Genomic DNA, 23,070 nt, shown 5'->3' on the forward strand with positions numbered 1-23,070 from the left:
TTTTGTAGCGGCTCTTAAGGCCGGCTTTTTTTTACTTTCCAATTGCATCTAAAACCATATTGGTCAGCTGATGCACTGTAGGCTCGTTTAATGGTCGCTGAAGCTGATATATGTCGATACTGCCAGACATGCGAGCTGTCATGTCAAAATGCCATTTGGTTAACCCGCTGTCTTTAAGTAAGGATTTGCGATATGTATGGCGGTACAGAAGCGGCAGCCGTTCTAACTTCTCAACCGACCGAATCCGGGCCTGACTGCAATCCGTCTTGAACAGCTCAAATATACCGGCTAGCGGAAGGGTGTCGGAAGAAAAATGAGACTCCACAGGAACGGCGTATTTGGTTTCACGCTCAAATAATGGACGGAATTGATCCGGATCCATGCCAAAGACATCGAGGCTTTCCTGCCAAAGCTTCTGCTGCGGGTAAGCCGGCGTTACATAAGGAATATTACGTTGATCAAGGGTAACGGCGATGACATCATCGGTTACTAACTGGTACCCTTGCTGCAAAAAGGCGGAAGCAAGCGTAGATTTACCGTGTCCGGAATGACCGACGAAGGCGTAGGTTTTATCGTTGATCACGACTGCGCTGCCGTGCAATGGAAGTATTTTTCTCTGGAGCAAAATAGCGCCCATGCATGTTCCAAGAACAAACAACCGCATTTTATTTTCATCGGCACCCATCTCAGGCGACACATAAATGGTGTTACCGTTCTCCGCAGCGAAAATAGCCAGATCAGGGATTCTGAAAATGACCATAGTCTTTGTACATACGGATGTCCTCGACGAGTCAGAATGTTCCAACCATTTTTCGGTTAAGTCGGCATAACGGACGACAATATCTACAGTTTCATTAGGATGATCTATCTGCTGCAGTTCAGGCAGGTGGATGTCACTTTGTATAGAATGCCCGAAGGCTTTATATATGGTTTTGTTAAGAGTTTGAAACATGGTCCTCACTCCATAGCTCAAAATACGAATAAAAGAGTAAAGCCCTTATACCCAATAAGGCGTATAGGGGCTGCGCTTCTAAGTAGATGATGGCTTATGTTTAGCTGTAGTGTACCGTTTCATCGGGATCGGGTTGAACTCCATCTGGAATTGCATCACCAGGACCAGCCATAGTCATCTTAATATCAAGAACTTCCAAAGCAGGTGTGTTCCATTCCTTTTTCATTGATTTCACCTCCTTTCAAAAATTTTTTTCGAGAAATCGGTACAAAATTAAGCTGCGCATTAACAACTTGATGGACGGATTGTAGGCTTGATTTGGGTTAATACCATGACGGGCTTCTGTTAGTGCATCTTGGATAACAGGCATGTTGATGACCTGCTGCATTCGAGAATCGCAGTTCAATTGATCCAACTCTTCGATGAAAACAGACCAGTCGCTTAACATTCTATGGATGGAATCCGCAGCTTGTATCCCTCTCGTTCGTTGATTGAGCCGGATAGGATCAGGGAGCCAACCTTCTGTGGACCGACGAACTAATGCTCGATCCATGCCATTCTGAACGAATTGTTCTATCGGAGTCGATAGGCAGAAACGTATAACCCGCAGATCATTGGTAGGATCGTGGCTCCATACCGAATAACGAAGAGAAAGTTTGCATCCGCTTGTTCCGGTTGTACTCCACATGTTTACACGGTCGTAATGCTGCCTTCTTGCTTCAAGTGGATCTGCCGGCAGATCGTCTGTTGAGCCGATTCCGATAAATTTGCGGTCTCTGAGTTTGTCATAGATACCGGTCCGTTTGGCGAAGTCTGAATTAATTAATTGCGGAAATTCATATGTTGAACTAGGAGGTTTTAATCGTTCGAGTGCGGGAAATGCTTTTCGGCTGATGATGGAGTAGATTCGCTTGCGTCCTACTCCGACATTTTTGCTATATTGTTTGATTTCTCGGGATAATTTAAGCCAGTTGAACCTTTTCATGAGCTTGGTGTAATACTCGATTGCGGGGCCCCAAGAGATACTGTAATTTCCTCTGGCTCCGGTGAGCATAAGGCCTATCCCTCGCTGCTCAGCTTGCTCATAGATACCTCTTAACCAGAATGAATTATCGAAGAACTTGTAGGGAGACTCCATGATGTCAAGCCAATCATCGATTTCCGAGAAGGGGCTTTTTCCTTGGAAATTCAAATAATTGTCGTTAATGTTCCCCACAAAATCCACTGTTTGCTTAATAAGTGGTCTTTCGTCTGCAAACCTGTGCTTTGGTGTCCAATCCACAAATCCATCCTCTGGTATGTAACTGAATGTATGAAGGGGACGGTTATTCTTCTGCAGGGCTTTGGCAGCGAAGCTGACGACAGCGCCTGAATCCAATCCTCCGCTAAGATGAGCACCGACATTTCGGTGAGTACGTCGGAGCCTGGCCGTAACGGCTTTATTGAACACCTCCCTGAATGCCTCCTCATACTCTTGCGATGATGCAAGCTCTAAAGGAATAACATCAGAAAGACTATTGTATCTGGTGATCGCTACCTTATCATGCTTGATGATTATCGTATGAGACGGCGGTAGCTGATGAATACTTTTATAAATTGTGGTTGAAACATCCGGAGGTTCGAAAACACCGCTAATCGCCAGAAACTCTGCCAGCCATTGTTCATTAAGCTCTTTATGTATATAAGGTAAAGACAATAAGGGGTTAATAACTGTACAGAAGGAAAGCTGCTGCTCATTGCGATGATAATAGAGCGTCCTTGCGCCTGAGAAATCCCTTGCTCCAAAAAGGAGCTGCTTTTTCTCGTCCCAAATGACGAAGGCAAAATCCCCGACCAGTCGTTCCGGCATTCGTTCCGACCACTTTTCATATGCCAGCAGTAAAACTTCACTGTCTGTCATGTTTGTCCTAAGGTTATAGGAGACTTGCAATTGATCCATTAATTCGTCTCTGTTGTCAATAATGGCATCTGCCGTTATGGCCAGCCCCCGATTCGGATCGTAGGAAGGTAATGATTCGTGAGTGGACTGTTCCGTAATCCATTGCGCATGACAACCCAGCATGATGTGATCCTTATGCCACGCCCCGCTTTGATTAGCTGGATACTTCCTCAATGCTTCCATTACAAATTCGCCATGCTCTATTACTTGGACAGGTTCTCCATTAAAACGATAAATACCAGCAATTGCACTCATTCGATTTTCCTCCGTTACGACCCATCCTGCTGAAATATATTTTGATACAATTCGTATCACGGTCATTATATAACAAGTATACAATTTGTATCAATACTTTTTTTGCTGTATCATACCATTTCGAATAAAAAATTTTAATGTACATTGTTTATGTTTCTTGTACGCCTTGATTTTTTACGGAACAGGATCATACAAAATAGGTAAGCAAGGAGAATGCCGAAGGAATCGTTAACCACATCATAGATTCGACCGCCCCGGAAGAAGAATAACTGGAGAATTTCAGTTAGTGCTGCAAAGATGACAGACAAATAGAAGGCAGACTTGTATTTGCCGAAGTCGGATGCGAGCAGAGCAAGAATGAAGAAACCAATGAGATGTCCTATTTTTCGCAGAATCCAATCGTTACTTGACCATTGAAGATCAAGCTTCAGCAGCTCCGACCAATCGGGATTCGGGTTGAACTGGAAATCAACAATGTGATATTTGATCAGAAGATGGAAGTTAAGCGAGCAAGTGAAGATGAACAGGGTGAAAGCCCATATGGCTGTAAGTATAATGCGCATAAGAGAGCTCCTTTTTGAAAGCGTTTCTATTATATATAGGGTATGAAAATGTAGGAATGAAGCTAAATTTGATACATTTTGTATCTCGTTAAGTTTGTATACTATAGCAGTTCAATATTGATTTCAAGTAAATAATAAGCTGATTTCATAATTAGGTGGGGGCTTGAATTGTAGATGGGCATTTTCATCAAGCATTTATGGTAATGGAATCATTACTATAAGTAAAAAGGAGGAGATGAGCATGGCCAAACAACAAACTAATTCCATGAAGATGAATAAGTGGTCATCTACAGATACAATACTTCCCGAAGACCTGAGTTCCAATTTCGACGTGTTAGATGAGGAAATGAAAAGCCGCGGAATTAATGTAAAGTGGTTTGGAGCTGTTGGTGATGGTACAACGGATGATACTGCGGCTTTTCAGGCAGCAATGGCAATGTGCGAGAAGCGTTACAAAATGTTTGTGCCTGCTGGAAACTATCGGATCAGACAAACCATTGAGAACAATAGCCGCGGGATATTCGGGGTCGCTCCTTATGTAGATAGTGGACAGACGGGCACCAGAATTATCTGGGATCCCCTCGACACAACGACTGATTTACTACCTTGTATAAGAATTAGAAATGCTGGAGTAAAAGCTGTGTTCGAGGATTTTGGAATTTATGGAATTTTAAAATATAGTTCGAGAAATCTTTCAACCTGGGTTAATAAGGATTTATTCGAACAGAGCTCATATGACATGTTTTCAGAAGGTACAGCGGCAATAGAAATAGCGGGATCAGCGACCCCAATATTTAGAAACATTTCAACTTCTGGAGTGAAAGTTGGACAGCTACTTAATAGTAGCAATGGGCATATATCCTCTTACGACTGTAACTGGAACGGATTAATTGGTGTATATTGCCGTATCAATTCGGGAGATTACTTTTACCAAGGCAGTGTTATATCGGGAGCATTCTGCGGAATCATGATCGGCACTATATTGACTGCAGGACATCGAGGGGGATTTAATGCAAATATTTATAGAACTCATCTTGGCTTTTCACCATATGCCATTTATCAGTGCATTGACAGTGGGATTGATGACTATAATAATGCTCCTTCGGTTCTAGGGATAAGTGGTATATATAATAATGCTCAATTTGAGCAATGTGGAGAAGCAGCAATAAAATTGCTGACCAAATCCTTAACTTCGAACTTGAGAATATTTGGATTTGGATTTTCTTGGTCAGTATCAAGTTATTCCGGGAATCTTTCGGGCTGGGAATATCCGTTGCCTGATGATCTGAAAAAGCCTAGTGAAAAACAGCAGTATGCAGCTTGGTTTGGAACTATTACAGCGCCTACTGCTATTAATGACGAAACCGGGAAATTAAGAAAATCAACTGCCCAGGGAGCGATCGGATCAGCCTATATAGATACTTTAACTGGTGATAAAGAATCTGATTTGACTGGATTAACGATTGAAGATACGGTTATTCGGAGGAAAATAACTCCATTATACAAATCTGCTGATTTACAAGCACGAATGCAGGAAAGAGAGCATAGGGCACTAATGCCGGTCTCAGCGCCTAACTTGCTTAGAAATCCGGAAGTGCTGTCAAATTGGTCGGTAGCGAATGGGGGAGTATTAAGTCTTGTAGCAGCGAATCAAGTTCCAATACCTATTACCAATGAAATGAAACAGATTATCGGGAATAATCCCGTGATTTTGAAGGTAACGCCTAATGGGGTCAACTCACCGAGTATTAGAATAAAATTCAATTCACAAACTTTACCGTATCATGGGGACGCTGATCGGAACTTAGCAATGCAGTATTTTATTTTGGAAACAGAATATGAGAGCTCTTCTATGTTTAAATCGATGGGGCGTATTTCAGCGCAAAATGCAGAGTATATTTTTAACGATGCAATAACCTGGAAACAGAAAGGTTGGAAGCATCTACGGGGAAGAGAGTTGGCTAGTAAAACAGGTCTGTTGAACGAGTTTAGCATTTTTTTTATACCGAAGGTAGGTGAAACCTATATTGCAGGCGTAATGGTGACATGGGATCATATAGGGTCGTACTCCCCATACCCACATAGTTATATGACAGATTCGCTGGAAATCGGCGGATTAGTTAATGGCATAATATTAACTGATTCAGTTACTAGTGTTAGATATCAGTTATCGGTTACCAATGGAGTTTTACAAATCAAACCAATAACTTGACAGATCTCTAAATATTTATAGTTATTTTAAAAAATCGGCTTTGTTGATGTGTATATACATCAACAAAGCCGATTTTTTGGCATTATTCAACGGTTAATCTCTGAGAAAGTCATAGATTGAAAACATAAACAGATATTTGAAAGCGCAATCAATAGAATGTACTTCTTATTTTTGGATACAAAACGTCACAAATTGAGGACGAGTTATAAAATATAGCCTTGACATGATACAAAGTGTATCGTAAATTATGGGATATAAATTATACAAATTGTATCGTTGATCGTGAATGTAGGAATAGAGATCAGAATATTCAAAATAAAATCCCGATTTATATATTACCATTTCAGAAATTAAGCGGGGGGTTACTAGCGAATGGAACTCAAACAGTATTTTAGAATTATTCAGAAAAAATGGTGGTTGATCGCGGTTATTGTAATTGTTGCTATGGCCGCAGCAGGAGTCAAAACATTTTATTTTACGACACCAATTTACGTTGCGAATGCTAAGCTTATCGTCAACCAGTCTTCAGGAGAGGGTGGGGCAACCCTTAATGCTAGTACAATCCAAACAAGTATCTACCTTATTAATTCCTACAAGGAGATCATTAAGTCATCAGCAATTATGAATAAGGTAGTTGAACAATTCCCGAACTTAGGAGAGAGTGCTGCACAGCTATCTGCTAAGATTTCTGTCTCATCAGCTAACAATTCACAAGTCATGAATTTGGTCTATGAGGATACATCGTACGTTAAGGCTGCTGAGATCGTAAATGCTGTTTCTATGGTATTCAAAGATCAAATTCCTCACATCATGAATGCTGATAATATCACCATATTGAGCGAAGCAGATACGGAAGCAATACCTATCCCAATTAATTTCAAGCCATTTATGAACATGTTAATTAGTTTTGTCATTTCATTATTACTGGCTATCGGACTCGTATTCCTGCTCGATTATCTGGACGATACGTTAAAGACAGAAACTGAGATTATGGAGATTATAGATGTCCCGGTACTTGCTGTTGTAGGAAAGATTGCTAAAGGTGACCTGAAGAAATCCGCAAGAACGAAAGCAAAACAACAACAAAAGGTAGGTGATAGCCAGTATGCGACGATCAATCAATGAGAACAGTCTAATCGTATCCTTAAAACCTAAATCTCCAATTTCTGAAGAGTATCGATTGCTTCGAACCAAGATCCAGTTTTCTTCCAAAGACCAGGAATTGAAGACTGTTATGGTTACCTCTTCTCAAGCAGGTGAAGGCAAAAGTACAACGATCAGCAACTTGGCCGTTGCCTATGCACAGGAAGGCAAAAAGGTGCTTCTTATCGATGCGAATCTGCGTAAGCCTTCGCTTCACCGTATTTTTTCCCAGATGAATCACCAAGGCTTAAGTACGCTTTTAACTGGTCACACGAGTGTTGAGGATACTATCCAGGCAACGGCTGTTAGCCATCTATCGCTGCTCACTTCCGGGCCGTTGTCAGCTAATCCGTCTGAACTCATTGATTCTCCAGCGATGAAGGAACTACTGGAGTTACTGAAACAGCAATATGATCTTATTCTGATGGACACATCTTCGGTGCTCGCTGTATCAGATAGTGTAATCATTAGCGCTTTGTGTGACGGTGTTGTAATGGTTGTGGCTGCAGGCAGGGCGAAGAAGGATCATCTGAAGAAAGCCAAAGAACAATTGGATCATGTCAATGCTCGAATGCTGGGTATTGTACTTAATCGGGTTGTTTGAGCAAGAGTTATTTTTTGCGGAAATGTAGGTCGGCTGCAAGAAAGTAAAGTAAAGGTAATGTCTACTGCACCTCTATCACTGTAGACACTCGGTTACGCTGTGGGTCTTATTGACCTTAGACATCATTGTCGAGGGTGTAATGTGAGGAGGGGTTGAATGCCCTTATCAGAAAGTCTAAGCTATGTTTTTTTCAGGCTGAAGAATACATAGCTTAGTCTATCTGCTATAAGATTTGTTTTTGGTATTTGTATAAATAATAAATATAGTTGGAGAGTGACTGAACAATGAGGAAAGTAAAAAAAGCAATTATTCCTGCGGCGGGACTTGGGACGCGATTTTTACCTGCGACAAAGGCCATGCCAAAGGAAATGCTTCCAATCGTAGATAAGCCAACCATTCAATACATTGTAGAGGAAGCGGTGGCATCAGGGATTGAGGATATTATCATTGTGACCGGTAAAGGTAAACGCTCTATTGAAGACCACTTTGACCATGCGTTCGAACTTGAACACAATCTATTTAGCAAAGGGAAGTTTGATTTACTAGATGAAGTGCGCCGCTCTTCTAATGTAGATATTCATTACATACGCCAAAAGGAAGCCAAGGGACTTGGCCACGCCGTATGGTGCGCCCGCAACTTTATTGGAGATGAACCTTTCGCTGTGCTCCTAGGTGATGACATTGTACAATCTCAGACACCTTGCATCCGGCAGCTGGCAGAGCAGTTCGAGCAATTACAGAGATCAGTGATCGGTGTTCATACCGTTCCTCAGGACGAAACGCATCGTTATGGGATCGTTGCTCCTCTGGAAAGAACCGACCGCTTATACGCAGTGGATTATTTTGTAGAGAAGCCTCTCGCAGGTCAAGCTCCATCCAGGTTGGCAATTATGGGAAGATACATATTGACCCCGGAAATTTTTAGATTTCTTGAACATCAGGAGGAAGGTGCTGGTGGAGAAATTCAGTTGACCGATGCAATCCAGAAGTTGAATGAAAGCCAGGGGGTATACGCTTATGATTTCGAAGGAATCCGGTACGATGTAGGCGAGAAGCTTGGATTTATTATGACTACACTGGATTTCGCGCTTCAGAACGAAGAGCTTCGAAAACAGTTGTTACAAGGTATGGAGATGATTCTTGAAAGAGAATATACAAGCAAAATAAATCGCTGATGAGGTGAATTAATCATGTCCCCCAATCCGCAACGTAAAGAAACAAACGTTGTGTTTAAAGCCAATCCACCTTATACAAACGAGATGAGCATTGAGGAGAAATCCAGGGTGTTGTATTTGGGAATCAAACGTGTAATGGATTGTATATTGGCCCTAATCGGGCTTGTAGTACTGTCGCCGCTCTTTTTTATCGTGTCGATCCTTATCAAATTGGAGGACCCCAAAGGGTCTGTTTTTTTTTATCAGACACGTATAGGAAAGGATGAGAAACCGTTTCGAATGTACAAATTCCGATCGATGGTGTCGAATGCAGAAGAACTGTTGGAGGAACTGCTGAGTCGAAACGAGGTCGGCGGTGCGATGTTCAAGATGAAGGATGATCCTCGTATTACTAGAATCGGTAAATGGATTCGTAAGACGAGTATCGATGAACTGCCCCAGTTATGGAATGTTATCCGTGGTGAGATGTCGTTAGTGGGACCAAGGCCAGCATTACCTAGAGAGGTTCAGTTATATAGCAGCTATGACAAGCTTAGATTAAGGATAAGTCCTGGATGTACCGGATTGTGGCAGGTGAGTGGACGAAGTAATTTGAGTTTTGATGAGATGCTTGAGCTGGATCTAGAATATATCGAACGAAGAGGGTTATGGCTTGATTTTAAATTGATACTTCGAACGATAAAAATCATAGTTCTGCCCAATTCAGCTTATTAAACGGAGTGTGTTTCGCAAATAAAACTAACAACAAGAGTTGTTATCCAACCTATAGCAGGGTGGAGACATTGTCAAAATGTATTGAGGGAATAAACAGACAAAGCCGATATCCGGATCAAATTGTCATTGTTGTACGAATTACTGATGATTCTATTCAACAGTATTTATCGTCCATTGACATTGTTGTCCCGTCAAAAGAGTATGGCCATAAAGAAAGTGGGTCTGGTATTTAAAGGCAGATGGGGTGGCTGAAAGCATGGAATGGATCTCTGGAAAAAGTTCTTGGAGAAAGGGTGCTATACGAACGGTATATAGACTGATACACATGACGGGAGTCATTGGGTTTGGAGCTATGATTGGGCTCGCCAGTGCTGTTGACTCCTTGCATATGAAGCTGTTGGAATTGGCATTTCTACTTCTTAGCTTGCTGTTGGGGCTATACATTCATACCAAGAGCACCCATGCCCTTATTCCGTATACGCTCTTGATTTGGACGATCAGTCCTGAGATAAGACGCTTGCTTGATTGGTCCTTTCAGTCGTACAGCGATACTTCTATTATCATGCTGACTCCTTATTGTGTCTCTTTGATTCTTCTAATACCGATACTTAAGCATTTCAAACGCATTGACCCTAGAATAAGCATGATATTAAAAATTATAGGGGCAGCATTAATTTATGGGTTCTTTCTTGGTATCTTGAAGTATCGGCTGTCTTCTGTATATGAACTATTGAATCTAGCTGTTCCGTTTTTAGTTTTGGCCTATGTGCATGTCAGCCGATTCGATAGTACTGTTTGGGACAGATGGCTGAGAAGCTTCGCTTATCTTGCGGTTATCGTCGGAGTCTACGGCATTTATCAATATCTGGTTCTTCCGCCTTGGGATTATTTTTGGATGACTACTGCTGACATGAACTCAGTCGGACTACCGGAACCCCAAAAATTCCGGGTGTTTTCCTTACTTAATTCACCCGGCCCTGCTGGCATGTTCCTAGGATTTGCACTTGCCATTATGATCGTACAGAAAAAGTGGAGGGCATTTGGCATTGTGGGAATCATGATAGTTGCGTTTGCTTTGTTACTTACTTTGGTTCGGGTTGGGTGGATTACTTGTGTAATTATGATTATTGCATACTTTGCTCGATCTCGACTAAAGAGTAAACTACAACTGCTCACTTTGGGTATTATCATGGTGCTGGCGTATGTATTTATCCTTCCGGCATTACCTGGCGCAAATCAGGTGACATCGCGCTTCAGTACATTGGGATCACTAGAGGAAGATCACTCTTTTAATGAACGATTGGATTTTGCCAAATATATCATCTCGGATATGATAACTCATCCCGTCGGAAGAGGACTTGGCAGTTCGGGACTAGGAGTCAAACTAACACAGAATTCTGATACATTAGCTGTTTTCGATAATGGTTATTTAAATTTGTTTTATTCATTCGGTCTTCCATTGGGGCTTGCAGTGATCATCATGTTAGGATATCTTTTTTTGGTTCTATACAAAATGAGCAAAACAGAGAAAAGTTATGCCCCGATATCATTTGCAGCTATTAGTGCCACTCTATTTCTTTTATTAGGTAGCAATGTACTGAGCGGGCTGACCGGATATATTCTGATGCTGAAAATTTCGCTCGCATTAACGTACACGCCCTTAAATCGGAGGGAAATGTAGCATGTTAATCGTTTTTTTAGGCGATTCCATTACAGAAGGATTGGGCGTCATTCGCTCCAAAACCAATTATGCGAATCTTTTGCAAACCCATATTAAGTCTTTGGTTTCTCAGCCAGTTGAAATTGTGAACTTCGGTGCTAGTGCTATGCAAGTCAACGAGTCAAAAAAGAAGTATGAACAGCGTATTTTGGAATTACAGCCGGACATTATCGTATTTGCTCACGGAATTACCGAAGCGATCGTAAGGGAACAGAAGAGGTATTTGAAATGGCTGCCTAAGCGGTGGCGGAGACCCGGTTGGATGGACCCAAGACCCTATTATTCTACCCGCATGTTGCGGAGATGGCCTGAAAAGCTGGAGTCGGGGCTTCGCTGGAGAGTGAAGGTGGCTCTTATCAAAGTGTTCGGAGGCAAGCAGTGGATGAGCCTGGAGGAATTTAAACAGCATACGACGGACTTTGTTTTGAATGTTCTAAATAACAGTGTAGATACCAAAATTATTTTGCTTTCTCCAAGTGATATCGAGGAGAAGTATTTTCCCGGATCACCTGCGTCAATGAAGCAATATCGAGGGGTGTTGAACGATATTTGCGAGAAGTGGAAGTTCACGAATCGGATATTTCTGTGCGATACATCGCAATCCTTACATAAATGGAATGATTATTTAGAGGATCGCTTTCATCCGAATGAGTTGGGCCATAGCAAAATTGCCAAAGCACTTATGAACACGATTATACAATATTCGCTAGCAGACCGACAAATGAAGAAAGAGGTAAGCCAATGAAGATCTGTTTTGTTACGCATAAGGTAAAGAAGGGGGACGGACAAGGCAGAGTCAACTATGAAGTCATTATGGAGGCCTTGAAGGAAGGCTGCGAGGTAATGGTGATATCCTCAGAACTGTCAGAGGACCTTCAGAATCATGCTATGGTGGAGTGGATTAGGATCAAAGTCCCCAAAATACCGACTGTGTTGCTGCGATATCAGATATTTGCAGTAACTTCGGCATTTTCGATTTGGCTCCGCCAAAGTAGTATTGACCTCTTGGTAGTCAACGGGTTTATTACTTATGCGCGGTCTGATATCAATTGTGTGCATTTTGTTCATAGTTCATGGGTGAAATCAAAGTATCATCCGTTTAGGGAACGGAAAGATATACGAACTTTGTACCAGTTCGTATATAATCGTCTGAATGCAATACTGGAGCGAGTTGCACTGAAGCGAACCCGGCACATTATCGCCGTTTCTGAGAAAGTGAAACGAGATCTTGTGTTCGATGCGAAGATCGGGAGTCCGCGTATTTCGGTGATTCATAATGGTGTTGACACAGAAGAGTTCTATCCGCGGCAGGCTAATCGATCTAATTATAAGCTGGATGAACATATGACCTATGCGCTATTTGCAGGAGATTTAAATTCTGGAATCAAAAATCTGGACACTGTATTTCATGCATTATCTGAAGTGGAGGACATTCACTTATTGGTGCTTGGAGACCCCGAAAGAAGCCGCTACCCGAAGCTTGCCGAACAATTAGGCCTCGGGAAACGCGTTCATTTTCTCGGCTATAGGAAAGATATTGCGGATATTATGCCCCTTGCTGACCTCTTTATTTTCCCTTCAAGATATGAGACATTCTCGCTTGTAATTTTGGAGGCGATGGCGTCAGGCTTGCCGGTGATCATAAGCAGTAGCTGCGGCGTAGCTGAGCTTCTGTCCGAGGATGGTGCTGTCGTTATAGAAGATCCGGACGATGTTAAGTCTCTGGCTAATGTGCTCAGGGAGCTTGTTTCTAATCCGAAAAGACTGGAGAGAATGGCTTTGCTAGCGAGAGAAGAAGCGCTTCGAAACCATTGGGGGGTAATGGCGAACAAATACATGGAAATATTTCAGCATTCAACGAACTCAGATAGACTGCCTGTTAGTAAGCAGGCCTGAAGGGATACAATCTTATGGCGATAATGCAACTGATTAAAACCAGAAAGAATTGGGGAAGCGTTGGCAATGTTCTACAAATATTCGCATCCAATGTATTTATTCTTGGCATCAACGTATTGACCGGGATCATGATCGCGAGGTATTTAGGTCCCGAAGGCCGTGGTGAACAAGCAGCGATAATTATGTGGCCACAATTTTTAGCCTACTGTTTAACTCTAGGTATTCCGTCAGCGCTTGTCTATTATATGAAGAAAAAGGATGGGAATCAGGGCTCGCTCTATATCACGGCTTTGTATATGAGCGTGATTCTCGGCTGTGCGGCGATTGTGATCGGCGCTTTCCTGATTCCGTTCTGGATGAAGGGCTACTCCCAGGAAGTCATCGAATTTGCAACTTGGGCATTGGTCATGTCGCCGATTGCTATGATCGGTACGGTGAACACAGCTACGTTGCAATCCCGGGAGGAGTTCCATCTTTACAATGTTTCAAGATATTTCCCGCTTATAGGCACGTTAATCCTGCTCTTGGGTCTCGTTACCATTGGGCATGTTACGCCGTTTTATACATCGGTAGCTTATCTATTTCCGGTGCTTCCAATAGCTTTATGGATAACATTCAAGCTGGTTTCGCAATACAAGGTGAGTCAAAGCAATAAATTTACATCTGGAAAAAAGCTGTTGAGCTACGGAATTCGATCGTACGGAACGGATGTAGCCGGGACCCTTTCTGGGTATATTGATCAGATCTTGGTAGTTGGTTTACTTTCGCCTGCCAGCCTCGGCTTATATGTAGTGTCACTGAACCTGTCGAAGATTTTAAATACAATTCAGAATGCCATAACCTCGGTACTGTTTCCTAAGGCTTCAGGGCTTCAGCATACTGAGGCTATTCAACTAACGTTTAAAGTTTACCGTATCAGCACGCTTGTGACCATTATTGTAGGAGCAGGGGTGTTTTTGGTTGCGCCGTACCTGTTAATTCTCTTATACGGACAGTCATTTGCAGATGCAGTTCCTATATTCCGAATCCTGATCTTTCAGACGGCAATCACTAGTCTTTCATGGATTCTTTCGCAAGGTTTTATGTCAACTGGCAAGCCTGGAGTGGTTACGATTATTCGAATGTCGACCCTTGGACTCAATATCGTGCTGTTGAATATTCTCATCCCTCTTCTAGGGACTGAAGGTGCTGCAATCTCGCTTTTGATTACATCCGTCGTAGAGTTTACTGTAATCTTTTTGGTTTATACTCTAAATAATCATATTAAGCTCAGAGATTTTATAGTGTCGAAAAAAGATATCTCATGGCTGCTTCAGCGCTTTCGTAGTCAACGCCTTCAATTGAAGGAGAAATAAGATCAATCAGAAAGATAGCAGTCCGAACTGACATGTATAAAAGCAGTTTATACTGTCAGGGTACGCAATATTACTCTATTTAGAAGTTGCATATTACACACTCTATATATCAGAAATGCTAATAAGTTAAATTTACTGAGAGAAAAGAGAGATTATGATGAATATACTTACAACTGGAATGGGTTGGATTGATATTCAGCATGGCGGATTAAACCGATATTTTGCGGATTATATGAGAGCTATGAAAGAATATGGTCATGCTGAGCTTGGCTTCGTTGTAGCTCCCCAGGGAGCAAGGTTAAAGACGGATCTTAATATCATAAATACAACAGAAGAAGCATCAAATAATTATCTTCTCTCTCGCATGAGATCAGTTCGAAAGCGTTCCTTTCAAGCATTGGGCAGTTTTCAGCCCGATGTGTATAATCCGCACTTTGCGCTATATTCAGCTATGGTAACAAGGAGTAGAATCCCATCTCATGTCCCAATTGTTACTCATTTTCAAGGACCATGGGCGTTGGAATCAAAGGTCGAGGAGAAGAAACAGAGTGGAGCAATAATAGAGGCGAGGTATTGGCTAAAAAAGCAAGTTGAACAGTTAAGCTATCGGCGCTCCGATAGCTTTATTGTTTTGAGTGAATACTTTAGGAATATGTTGGTGGAAAACTATGGTGTAGGGGAGCGGGACGTACATATCATTCCTGGAGCGGTGGATCATGAACGATTCCGACCTCATCCAAATCGTGAGCAATTGAGGACACAATTGGGTATCTGCCCTAATCAACCTTTGCTTTTCTGCATAAGAAGGCTGGTCCGAAGGATGGGGATTGACCGTTTGATTCATGCCATGGTTGATGTTGTCCGTCAGCATCCTGATACCCAATTGTTTATCGGCGGAGATGGACCCATGCGTGCAGAATATGAAGCGCTAATCCATCAGCTTGGACTCTCTTCTAATGTTAAATTGCTTGGTAGAATTTCAAATGAGGAGCTTGTTCAATACTATCAGGCTGCGGATATCAGTGTTGTTCCGACACTCACCTTAGAGGGATTTGGCCTTATTACGGTAGAGTCTCTAGCATGTGGAACTCCAGTTTTAGGAACTCCATATGGGGGGACGAAAGAAATCCTACAACAATTATCGGATGATTTGCTGTTTAAAGACGGAACATCTGAATCTATGAGCCAGAAGATTATTGACGTTCTAAATAAAAATTCATATCTACCAACTCGGGAAACATGCAGAGAACATGTATTGAAACGGTATACATGGAATAGGGTGGCAGGGGCTGTTACCGAATTGTTTACGGAAGAAATTGATAAAAGAAAGGTACTTAGAAAATGAGAATTGCCTTCTATAATCACACGAGTACCGTGAGTGGGGCCGAGATCAGCTTGCTCCTGACAGCCAAGCATTTAACAAAAGCGCATCCAATATTGTTTGCACCAGAGGGAGAACTTCTGCAGAGAGCGCGCAGTCAAGGGCTTGAGGTCGTCGCTATACCGAGTTTTCGTGCAAGGATAACCAGAAATCCGTTCCTACTTGTTATATACGTATTTGGAATGCTTTGGGCGGGCTGGAGGCTGGCTCTGTTTATGAAGCGAAGCAGGATAGATCTTATTCATGCCAATTCGATTCGGGCGGGGATTATGGCAGGGTTATTCAGGTGGTATCATCGGCTGCCAGTCGTATGGCATTTGCGTGACATGCCGCCTAAGGGACTCATTGGAAAGCTAATTCAAAAGTTAGCCGTTCGAACTACGCAGGCCCTTATTGGTATTTCTGAATCAGTTATTCAAAGCGTGGATCATCCTTCCTTAGAAGGACGGTGCCATCTCGTACATAACGGTGTAGAGTTGATTAACTTTAACACTATAGTGAAACAGGAAATAAGAGAAAGAATCCGATCGGGGTTCAAAACACCACAGAATGCGCAAGTATTAGCAATCATTGGCCAGATCGCCCCGTGGAAGAGACAGGAAGATGCAATTGAAGCATTTTCAAGGTTTGCAATTGAAGAACCGAGTGCGGTTCTATGGATAGTTGGAGAGGCTAAGTTTAGACAAGAAAATGAACGTTATCTCGAAAATTTAAAGGCCAGAGTTAGAACATTAAAACTCGAAGATAAAGTTGTGTTTACGGGATTTAGAGAAGATGTATTGGAGATCTGCTGTGCAGCAGATCTCCTTTTATTATGTTCGGAGAATGAACCATTCGGGCGAGTAATTATTGAAGCAATGTCGCAAGGGATGCCTGTTGTCGGCACCCATGGAGGTGGTGTGCCTGAGATTATCCAAAATGGTGAGAGTGGGCTAATGTATGAGACTGGAAATATTGAGAAGCTTACACACTGTATCCGACAGGTGCTAAAGGATAAAAGAGTGTGGTTAACGCTTAGCCATAATGGGCAAGAGCGTGTGAGAGATCATTTCTCTATTAAGCAGACATCGCAAAAAATTGAACTGATTTATCAACAGCTATTGTCTACACCAGGATTGAAACTGGTGGAACAACAGCATGCAAGGGAGCTGGTATAATGCGGGATTTGAAAGTAGCCATTGTGCATGATTACCTCAATCAAATGGGGGGGGCGGAACGGGTGGTGGCTGTACTACACAAAATGTTTCCCGAGGCGCCGATCTACACAACAATTGTCGATCGCAATAAACTACTTCCCGAATTAAAGGGCGCGGTTATCCATACGACTTGGATGCAACGAATACCGGGAATACTGAACAAATTCAAGCTTTATTTCTGGCTTTATCCACTCGCAGTACGATCAATAAACGTGAAGAACTATGACCTTGTTCTTAGTTCCAGTAGTGCTTATGCGAAAGGTGTGCGGAAGGGTCAACAAAGCATTCATATTTGTTACTGTTATACACCAATGCGCTTTGTCTGGGATTTTGAAACGTATATGGAAAGTATTCAAGTGCCTAATTTTGTGAAGCTGATTGCGAAATGTTTGATCTATCCCTTAAAGATATGGGATAAGAATAACTCTAAACGCGTTGATCGTGTGATTGCAATTTCCACCATCGTGAAGGAACGGATAAAACATTGTTATGAAGTGAATGCTCCGATCATATTTCCTCCCGTAGAGATTAGCCGGTTTAGCGTCAATGAAGGCGATCAAGAGGATTATTTTCTTGTTGTCTCCAGATTGGTATCGTACAAAAAAATCGACTTGGCGATAGAGGCCTGTACACAGAGCGGAAAGCGTCTAATCGTAATTGGAGACGGACCAGATCGGCAAAGACTTGAGCAACTTGCTGGCGATACTGTCACTTTTCTTGGGAGGAGAAGTGACGAGGACGTTGTCCGCTACATGCAGCTTTGCAAGGCACTAATATTTCCCGGCATTGAGGATTTTGGCATAACACCTCTTGAAGTCAATGCATGCGGCAGACCGATCATCGCGTACTATGGGGGCGGAGCCTTAGACACGGTTGTAGCCGAGCAGACAGGGTTATTTTTCGAGGAACAGTCGGTAAACTCATTGATGACGATAATCAAACGGTTCGATCAATATGATTGGGACCCCGATTTTATACGGCAGCATGCAGAGAAATTCAGTGAGCACATATTTATAGAACGGCTACAGTCGATCATTGATGGTTCGTTGGGAACAAGAGAGATCAATGCCACTATTACAGAGCCGAAAGGGAGCTATTAGTATGCACATTGTTCTATTGTCGGGAGGCAGCGGGAACCGATTATGGCCGCTGTCTAATGAGACGCGTTCCAAACAGTTTCTCAAAATACTGAGCGACTTGGCAGGACAGCGGGAATCGATGGTCCAAAGGGTGTGGGGTCAGCTCGGCAAAATGAATTTACAGCAGTCCGCCGTTGTCGCAACCGGGAGATCGCAAGTAGAACTGCTTCAAAACCAGCTCGGGCATGAATTGGAGATTATCGTTGAACCTGAACGTAGAGATACCTTTCCTGCTATTGCATTATCAGCCGGTTATCTATACTCCGTTAAAGGTGTCAGTCTCAATGATGTGGTCATTGTACTTCCAGTAGATCCATTTGTTGAAGGTCACTTTTTCGAGAAAGTGAAGGAACTAGAAACACTAATGCTTGAAACAGAAGCTGATCTCGGATTAATGGGTGTTTCACCGGATCATCCCTCTTCGAAATTTGGCTACATCGTACCGCATTCCGCATCGAATTTAGACAATGGGGTGGAATTTTTTAAGGTTAGCCATTTCGTAGAGAAGCCTGAAGAACAACATGCTCTTCGGCTGATGGAACAATCTGCACTTTGGAATTGTGGCGTGTTTGCTTTTCGCCTTGGATATCTCATAAATTATCTTCTAGAGCAGTCGCTTCCCATTCAATATGATGAATTGCTTCTTCAGTACAAACGAATGGAAAAGACAAGTTTTGATTATGCGGTGGTAGAAAAAGCAAAGAATATTGTTGTAATGCCGTATAAAGGGGTGTGGAAGGATTTAGGTACGTGGAATGTGTTGACAGAGGAAATCAATAACCCGTTAATTGGTAGGGGCACATTGACCGAGGATTCCTCCAATACACATGTTATTAATGAGCTGGATATTCCAATAACCGTAATAGGTGCTCCAAATTTAATCGTTGCGGCTAGCCCGGATGGGATCCTTGTATCAGAGAAGAACGCCAGTATGCGAATTAAAGAAGTGATCCAATTTGGAGATCAGCGCCCTATGCATGAAGAGCGGCGTTGGGGGCGCTACCGTGTACTAGATTATATTAAATATCCGAATGGCCACGAAGTATTAACCAAGCGTATATGTATACTTGAAGGACAAAATTTAAGTTATCAATATCATATGTTACGTAGTGAAGTATGGACTGTGGTGTCTGGGCAAGGCGAAATGATATTAAATGATGATATCCGTAAAATTAAAGAAGGCGATGTAATTGTCATTCCAATAGAAGCCAAGCATAGTTTACGGGCTATAACAGAAATAGAAATAATAGAGGTTCAAACTGGCAGTGAGTTGATTGAAGACGATATTGTGAGACTGGCCATAAAGTGGGAAGAGATCATTAATATTGTTTCAGTGTAAAATGGGTTTTCATTACTCAATTGGAGTGATAAGAGATGAAGCTAACTGTAATTGGAACCGGCTATGTCGGGCTAGTGTCTGGCGTATGTTTTTCAGAACTTGGTAATGAAGTCATATGCGTTGATAAAATCGAACAGAAGATCGACCAACTCAATCGTGGAGAGGTGCCAATATACGAACCAGAGCTTCAACAATTGATCGTTACTAACAAAGAAGCAGGCAAGCTAAGTTTTACAACAGACCTAAATGAATCGGTCAAGAGTTCGGATATTGTAATTATTGCAGTGGGAACGCCATCTTTGCCAAATGGTCATGCTAATCTGAGTTACATTGAGCAGGCTGCCAAAGAGATAGGGCAAGCAATGAATGGTTACAAAATTATCGTAACAAAAAGTACTGTTCCTGTAGGCACGAACGAGAAAATCAGAGAAATGATTTCACAGTATACGAATGAACCGTTTGATATCGCGTCTGTACCGGAATTTTTACGAGAAGGAACAGCAGTTCATGATACGTTGAATCCTGATCGAATAATTATTGGTACCGACAGCGAAAGAGCTATGAAACAACTAATAGATCTACATGAGACGTTGACCTCGGATATCATCGTAACTGATATTCGCAGCGCTGAGATGATTAAATACGCTTCGAATGCTTTTCTGGCAACGAAGATATCATTTATAAATGAAATTGCGAATATATGTGAGAAAGTTGGAGCCGATGTGACGAAAGTAGCCGCTGGAATGGGTTACGACAAACGCATTGGCTCTTCTTTTTTGAAGGCAGGTATCGGATACGGAGGTTCCTGCTTCCCTAAGGATACGCAAGCCCTCATTCAAATAGCAGGGCAGATGGATTATGAGTTCAAACTTCTGAAGTCAGTTGTTGAAGTTAATCGTGATCAACGCTTTAATGTGGTTCGTAAGCTTGAATCACTATTGGGTGATTTATCCGAAGCCACGATCGGAATCTGGGGCCTTGCGTTCAAGCCCGAGACAGATGACGTTCGCGATTCTCCAGCATTCGAAATTATTGCTGCTTTGCAGGAGCGGGGAGCAAGGATTAAAGCTTATGACCCCATCGCATCTGACAATTTCAAAAAGAATTCAGCTTTTAAAGAGATTATCTACTGTGAGGGAGCGAAGGAAGCCGCTTGGCAGGCGGATGCACTATGTATTTTAACGGAATGGAAGGAATTTGAGCGTATCTCGTTAACTGACATTGCAGACTGGTTGAAGTCACCTTATCTGATTGATGGAAGGAACATATACACTGAAGAGCAGCTGGCTAACACCCAGCTTATTTATTATTCGGTTGGTAGGCCCAGTATGAATAATGGTATCAAAGAAAAGGCTCCATCCCTTGTCTTGTAGCACAAATCATTGGATGAAAATCTATCGGCTGCGAAGCTGTTGCTTAGTTAATTACAAATGAAAAACTTAGGCAACACCAAGAAAATTAAAAATTTTAAGTAAGGGGAAGATTTATCATGACTAAAAATGCACTCATTACTGGAATAACTGGACAGGACGGTTCCTATTTGGCGGAATTATTATTAGAGAAGGGCTATAAGGTCTATGGACTTCGTAGAAGAACTAGTACACCAATTATGGAGAATATTGAACATATTAAAAATGAAATTGAATTTATTGATGGTGATTTAATGGATCAAGGTTCATTAATTAATGCGGTTCGCATTTCGAATCCGGATGAGGTTTATAATCTGGCAGCCCAATCTTTCGTAGGCACTTCATGGACCCAGCCGGTACTGACGGGACAATCAACAGCGATTGGTGTAACAAATATGCTTGAAGCTGTACGTTATGTTAAACCAGATGCAAGATACTATCAAGCATCCAGTAGTGAAATGTTTGGTAAAGTGGTGGAAACACCTCAAAAGGAGACAACACCATTTTATCCACGCAGCCCTTACGGTGTAGCCAAGGTATACGGTCATTGGATTACTGTTAATTACAGAGAAAGTTTTGATATGTTTGCTTGTTCGGGTATCCTGTTTAACCATGAGTCCCCTCGTAGGGGTGTAGAATTTGTCACCAGAAAAGTAACAGATGCTGTTGCAAGAATTAAATTGGGACTCCAAACAGAATTAAGACTAGGTAATCTTGATGCCAAACGTGATTGGGGATATGCAGGTGATTATGTAAAGGCAATGTGGCTCATGCTGCAGCAAGACAAGGCCGAGGATTTTGTTATTTCTACTGGAGAAATACATACGGTAGAGGAGCTAGTGGCAATCGCGTTTAGTCATGTAGGCCTGAACTGGAGAGATTATGTTGTTATTGATGAAAAGTTTGTTCGTCCAGCTGAAGTGGATTTATTGTTAGGTGATTGCTCAAAAGCGAAAGAGAAGCTTGGGTGGGAGTTGGAGGTTGGATTTGAGCAAATGGTTAAAATGATGGTTGATAATGATTTGCAGAAAATCTCTAATAAAAATAATTTAATGGTACACCAATGAAAGCTTTAATTACTGGAGTTAGTGGTTTTGTTGGCAAGTATCTAGCACAAAACTTAATTGATCATGGTTATGAAGTATGGGGCACATCACGTGTGACCCCCCCCTTCATTATTAACGGGGTGAATATCATTAATATTGATTTCTCCCATAAGGATACGATAACTAAAGCTATGGAAGACGTAAAACCTGATGTTATTTTTCATCTATCTGGTCAAAGCTCAGTCCAGTATTCTTGGTCGCATATTAATGAAACTTTTCAATCTAATGTCATGGATGCGATTGGACTTTTTGAAGCTATAAAGGACTCTACAATAAAAAAAACGGTAAGGATTGTATCCATAGGTTCTTCTGAAGAATATGGGTTGGTTAAAGATCTACCAATAATGGAGGATGCGGATACTAATCCCGGTAATCCTTATGGTTTATCAAAACTTACGTTAAGTAAATTAGTACTCTCATACTGTAGTTTTCATGAAATGAATATTATTCACGCCAGAGCCTTTAATCATATAGGTCCAGGTCAAGCACTTGGTTTCGTAACAAGTGATTTTGCCAATCAGTTGATTAATATAGAGTTGGGCAAAGTTGAACCAGTAATCTCTGTAGGAGACTTAAGCAGTAAACGAGATTTTACAGATGTAAGAGATATAGTAGAGGCATACCGCTTGCTTTTTGAAAAAGGTAAAGCGGGAGAAGTTTACAATGTATGTTCTGGTAAGTGTGTTTCAATTCAAGACATCCTTACGCTGTTGTTATCTTTTTCTTCCAAACAAATTGAAGTTATTGTGAATAAAGATAAATTAAGGCCAAATAACGTACCTGAATATTATGGTTCTAATCATAAGTTGACTGAAACGACCGGGTGGGCCCCCTCAATCACATTAGAAAATAGCTTGAAGGATATCTATATTTATTGGAAGGATCATAACTTATAATTGGCGAGCACGTAGACTTTTTAAAGTTTCTTCTATTGTAATCTCGATTCATACTGCGTTATTAGGGGCTGGGTGC

20 protein-coding genes are annotated in these 23,070 nt (G+C 41.8%); 16 read left to right on the plus strand and 4 right to left on the minus strand.

Annotation, left to right across the window (positions count from 1 at the left end; all coding sequences use genetic code 11):
• Positions 1-31: 31 nt before the first annotated feature.
• The 4 genes from MNQ98_RS01530 to MNQ98_RS01545 form a co-directional block, all read right to left on the minus strand.
• Entirely contained in the window at positions 32-952 is a 921-nt protein-coding gene (locus MNQ98_RS01530; protein ID WP_241931591.1) for a phosphoenolpyruvate carboxykinase (ATP), read from the minus strand.
• Positions 953-1,052: 100 nt separating this feature from the next.
• Complete coding sequence (locus tag MNQ98_RS01535; RefSeq protein WP_241931592.1) at positions 1,053-1,178, minus strand: paeninodin family lasso peptide; 126 nt, start codon at positions 1,176-1,178, stop codon at positions 1,053-1,055.
• Between the two features lie 15 nt (positions 1,179-1,193).
• Positions 1,194-3,146, minus strand: a complete 1,953-nt coding sequence (locus MNQ98_RS01540) for an asparagine synthase-related protein (protein ID WP_241931593.1) — start codon at positions 3,144-3,146, stop codon at positions 1,194-1,196.
• A 134-nt stretch (positions 3,147-3,280) separates the two neighbouring features.
• Positions 3,281-3,709 (minus strand): VanZ family protein, encoded by a 429-nt coding sequence (locus MNQ98_RS01545; protein WP_241931594.1) that lies wholly within the window; start codon positions 3,707-3,709, stop codon positions 3,281-3,283.
• 241 nt (positions 3,710-3,950) lie between these two features.
• Here MNQ98_RS01545 and MNQ98_RS01550 point away from each other — a divergent pair, with 241 nt between their 5' ends.
• From MNQ98_RS01550 to MNQ98_RS01625, 16 genes are all read left to right on the plus strand, one after another.
• The gene (locus MNQ98_RS01550; RefSeq protein WP_241931595.1) at positions 3,951-5,921 is read left to right on the plus strand and encodes a glycoside hydrolase family 55 protein; all 1,971 of its coding nucleotides are present in this window, start codon (positions 3,951-3,953) and stop codon (positions 5,919-5,921) included.
• Positions 5,922-6,293: 372 nt separating this feature from the next.
• The gene (locus tag MNQ98_RS01555) at positions 6,294-7,046 is read left to right on the plus strand and encodes a YveK family protein (protein ID WP_241931596.1); all 753 of its coding nucleotides are present in this window, start codon (positions 6,294-6,296) and stop codon (positions 7,044-7,046) included.
• Complete coding sequence (locus tag MNQ98_RS01560) at positions 7,027-7,668, plus strand: CpsD/CapB family tyrosine-protein kinase (RefSeq protein ID WP_241931597.1); 642 nt, start codon at positions 7,027-7,029, stop codon at positions 7,666-7,668. The genes MNQ98_RS01555 and MNQ98_RS01560 overlap by 20 nt, the downstream gene beginning before the upstream one ends.
• Positions 7,669-7,952: 284 nt before the next feature.
• Positions 7,953-8,843, plus strand: a complete 891-nt coding sequence (gene galU / locus MNQ98_RS01565; RefSeq protein ID WP_241931598.1) for a UTP--glucose-1-phosphate uridylyltransferase GalU — start codon at positions 7,953-7,955, stop codon at positions 8,841-8,843.
• A gap of 15 nt (positions 8,844-8,858) precedes the next feature.
• The gene (locus MNQ98_RS01570; RefSeq protein WP_481856705.1) at positions 8,859-9,557 is read left to right on the plus strand and encodes a sugar transferase; all 699 of its coding nucleotides are present in this window, start codon (positions 8,859-8,861) and stop codon (positions 9,555-9,557) included.
• Positions 9,558-9,813: 256 nt separating this feature from the next.
• A complete protein-coding gene (locus tag MNQ98_RS01575) occupies positions 9,814-11,238 on the plus strand; it encodes an O-antigen ligase family protein (protein WP_241931599.1) in 1,425 nt (474 codons plus the stop codon).
• 1 nt (position 11,239) lies between these two features.
• The gene (locus MNQ98_RS01580; RefSeq protein ID WP_241931600.1) at positions 11,240-12,022 is read left to right on the plus strand and encodes an SGNH/GDSL hydrolase family protein; all 783 of its coding nucleotides are present in this window, start codon (positions 11,240-11,242) and stop codon (positions 12,020-12,022) included.
• Positions 12,019-13,173, plus strand: a complete 1,155-nt coding sequence (locus MNQ98_RS01585; RefSeq protein ID WP_241931601.1) for a glycosyltransferase family 4 protein — start codon at positions 12,019-12,021, stop codon at positions 13,171-13,173. The genes MNQ98_RS01580 and MNQ98_RS01585 overlap by 4 nt, the downstream gene beginning before the upstream one ends.
• A 14-nt stretch (positions 13,174-13,187) precedes the next feature.
• Positions 13,188-14,528 carry an oligosaccharide flippase family protein gene (locus MNQ98_RS01590; RefSeq protein WP_241931602.1) on the plus strand — a complete coding sequence of 447 codons (1,341 nt, stop codon included), beginning with the start codon at positions 13,188-13,190 and terminating at the stop codon, positions 14,526-14,528.
• A gap of 154 nt (positions 14,529-14,682) precedes the next feature.
• Entirely contained in the window at positions 14,683-15,873 is a 1,191-nt protein-coding gene (locus tag MNQ98_RS01595; protein WP_241931603.1) for a glycosyltransferase family 4 protein, read from the plus strand.
• Complete coding sequence (locus MNQ98_RS01600) at positions 15,870-17,066, plus strand: glycosyltransferase family 4 protein (protein WP_241931604.1); 1,197 nt, start codon at positions 15,870-15,872, stop codon at positions 17,064-17,066. Before MNQ98_RS01595 ends, MNQ98_RS01600 begins: the two co-directional genes overlap by 4 nt.
• Entirely contained in the window at positions 17,066-18,205 is a 1,140-nt protein-coding gene (locus MNQ98_RS01605; RefSeq protein ID WP_241931605.1) for a glycosyltransferase, read from the plus strand. The genes MNQ98_RS01600 and MNQ98_RS01605 overlap by 1 nt, the downstream gene beginning before the upstream one ends.
• 1 nt (position 18,206) lies before the next feature.
• Entirely contained in the window at positions 18,207-19,583 is a 1,377-nt protein-coding gene (locus MNQ98_RS01610; protein ID WP_241931606.1) for a sugar phosphate nucleotidyltransferase, read from the plus strand.
• Between the two features lie 35 nt (positions 19,584-19,618).
• Positions 19,619-20,956: a UDP-glucose dehydrogenase family protein gene (locus tag MNQ98_RS01615; RefSeq protein ID WP_241931607.1), complete on the plus strand. Its 1,338-nt coding sequence runs from the start codon at positions 19,619-19,621 to the stop codon at positions 20,954-20,956.
• Positions 20,957-21,072: 116 nt separating this feature from the next.
• Entirely contained in the window at positions 21,073-22,059 is a 987-nt protein-coding gene (gmd, locus tag MNQ98_RS01620) for a GDP-mannose 4,6-dehydratase (protein WP_241931608.1), read from the plus strand.
• Positions 22,056-22,994, plus strand: coding sequence for a GDP-mannose 4,6-dehydratase (locus MNQ98_RS01625; protein WP_241931609.1), 939 nt, complete (start codon positions 22,056-22,058; stop codon positions 22,992-22,994). The genes gmd and MNQ98_RS01625 overlap by 4 nt, the downstream gene beginning before the upstream one ends.
• The last annotated feature ends 76 nt before the right edge of the window (positions 22,995-23,070 follow it).

Source organism: Paenibacillus sp. N3/727 (assembly GCF_022637315.1).
GTDB classification, from domain to species: domain Bacteria; phylum Bacillota; class Bacilli; order Paenibacillales; family Paenibacillaceae; genus Paenibacillus_AQ; species Paenibacillus_AQ uliginis.

Coding starts and splice junctions, on each gene's coding strand:
- MNQ98_RS01530 (WP_241931591.1), bottom strand. CDS start 952: ATGTTTCAAACTCTTAACAAAACCATATATAAAGCCTTCGGGCATTCT.
- MNQ98_RS01535 (WP_241931592.1), bottom strand. CDS start 1,178: ATGAAAAAGGAATGGAACACACCTGCTTTGGAAGTTCTTGATATTAAG.
- MNQ98_RS01540 (WP_241931593.1), bottom strand. CDS start 3,146: ATGAGTGCAATTGCTGGTATTTATCGTTTTAATGGAGAACCTGTCCAA.
- MNQ98_RS01545 (WP_241931594.1), bottom strand. CDS start 3,709: ATGCGCATTATACTTACAGCCATATGGGCTTTCACCCTGTTCATCTTC.
- MNQ98_RS01550 (WP_241931595.1), top strand. CDS start 3,951: ATGGCCAAACAACAAACTAATTCCATGAAGATGAATAAGTGGTCATCT.
- MNQ98_RS01555 (WP_241931596.1), top strand. CDS start 6,294: ATGGAACTCAAACAGTATTTTAGAATTATTCAGAAAAAATGGTGGTTG.
- MNQ98_RS01560 (WP_241931597.1), top strand. CDS start 7,027: ATGCGACGATCAATCAATGAGAACAGTCTAATCGTATCCTTAAAACCT.
- galU (WP_241931598.1), top strand. CDS start 7,953: ATGAGGAAAGTAAAAAAAGCAATTATTCCTGCGGCGGGACTTGGGACG.
- MNQ98_RS01570 (WP_481856705.1), top strand. CDS start 8,859: ATGTCCCCCAATCCGCAACGTAAAGAAACAAACGTTGTGTTTAAAGCC.
- MNQ98_RS01575 (WP_241931599.1), top strand. CDS start 9,814: ATGGAATGGATCTCTGGAAAAAGTTCTTGGAGAAAGGGTGCTATACGA.
- MNQ98_RS01580 (WP_241931600.1), top strand. CDS start 11,240: ATGTTAATCGTTTTTTTAGGCGATTCCATTACAGAAGGATTGGGCGTC.
- MNQ98_RS01585 (WP_241931601.1), top strand. CDS start 12,019: ATGAAGATCTGTTTTGTTACGCATAAGGTAAAGAAGGGGGACGGACAA.
- MNQ98_RS01590 (WP_241931602.1), top strand. CDS start 13,188: ATGGCGATAATGCAACTGATTAAAACCAGAAAGAATTGGGGAAGCGTT.
- MNQ98_RS01595 (WP_241931603.1), top strand. CDS start 14,683: ATGATGAATATACTTACAACTGGAATGGGTTGGATTGATATTCAGCAT.
- MNQ98_RS01600 (WP_241931604.1), top strand. CDS start 15,870: ATGAGAATTGCCTTCTATAATCACACGAGTACCGTGAGTGGGGCCGAG.
- MNQ98_RS01605 (WP_241931605.1), top strand. CDS start 17,066: ATGCGGGATTTGAAAGTAGCCATTGTGCATGATTACCTCAATCAAATG.
- MNQ98_RS01610 (WP_241931606.1), top strand. CDS start 18,207: ATGCACATTGTTCTATTGTCGGGAGGCAGCGGGAACCGATTATGGCCG.
- MNQ98_RS01615 (WP_241931607.1), top strand. CDS start 19,619: ATGAAGCTAACTGTAATTGGAACCGGCTATGTCGGGCTAGTGTCTGGC.
- gmd (WP_241931608.1), top strand. CDS start 21,073: ATGACTAAAAATGCACTCATTACTGGAATAACTGGACAGGACGGTTCC.
- MNQ98_RS01625 (WP_241931609.1), top strand. CDS start 22,056: ATGAAAGCTTTAATTACTGGAGTTAGTGGTTTTGTTGGCAAGTATCTA.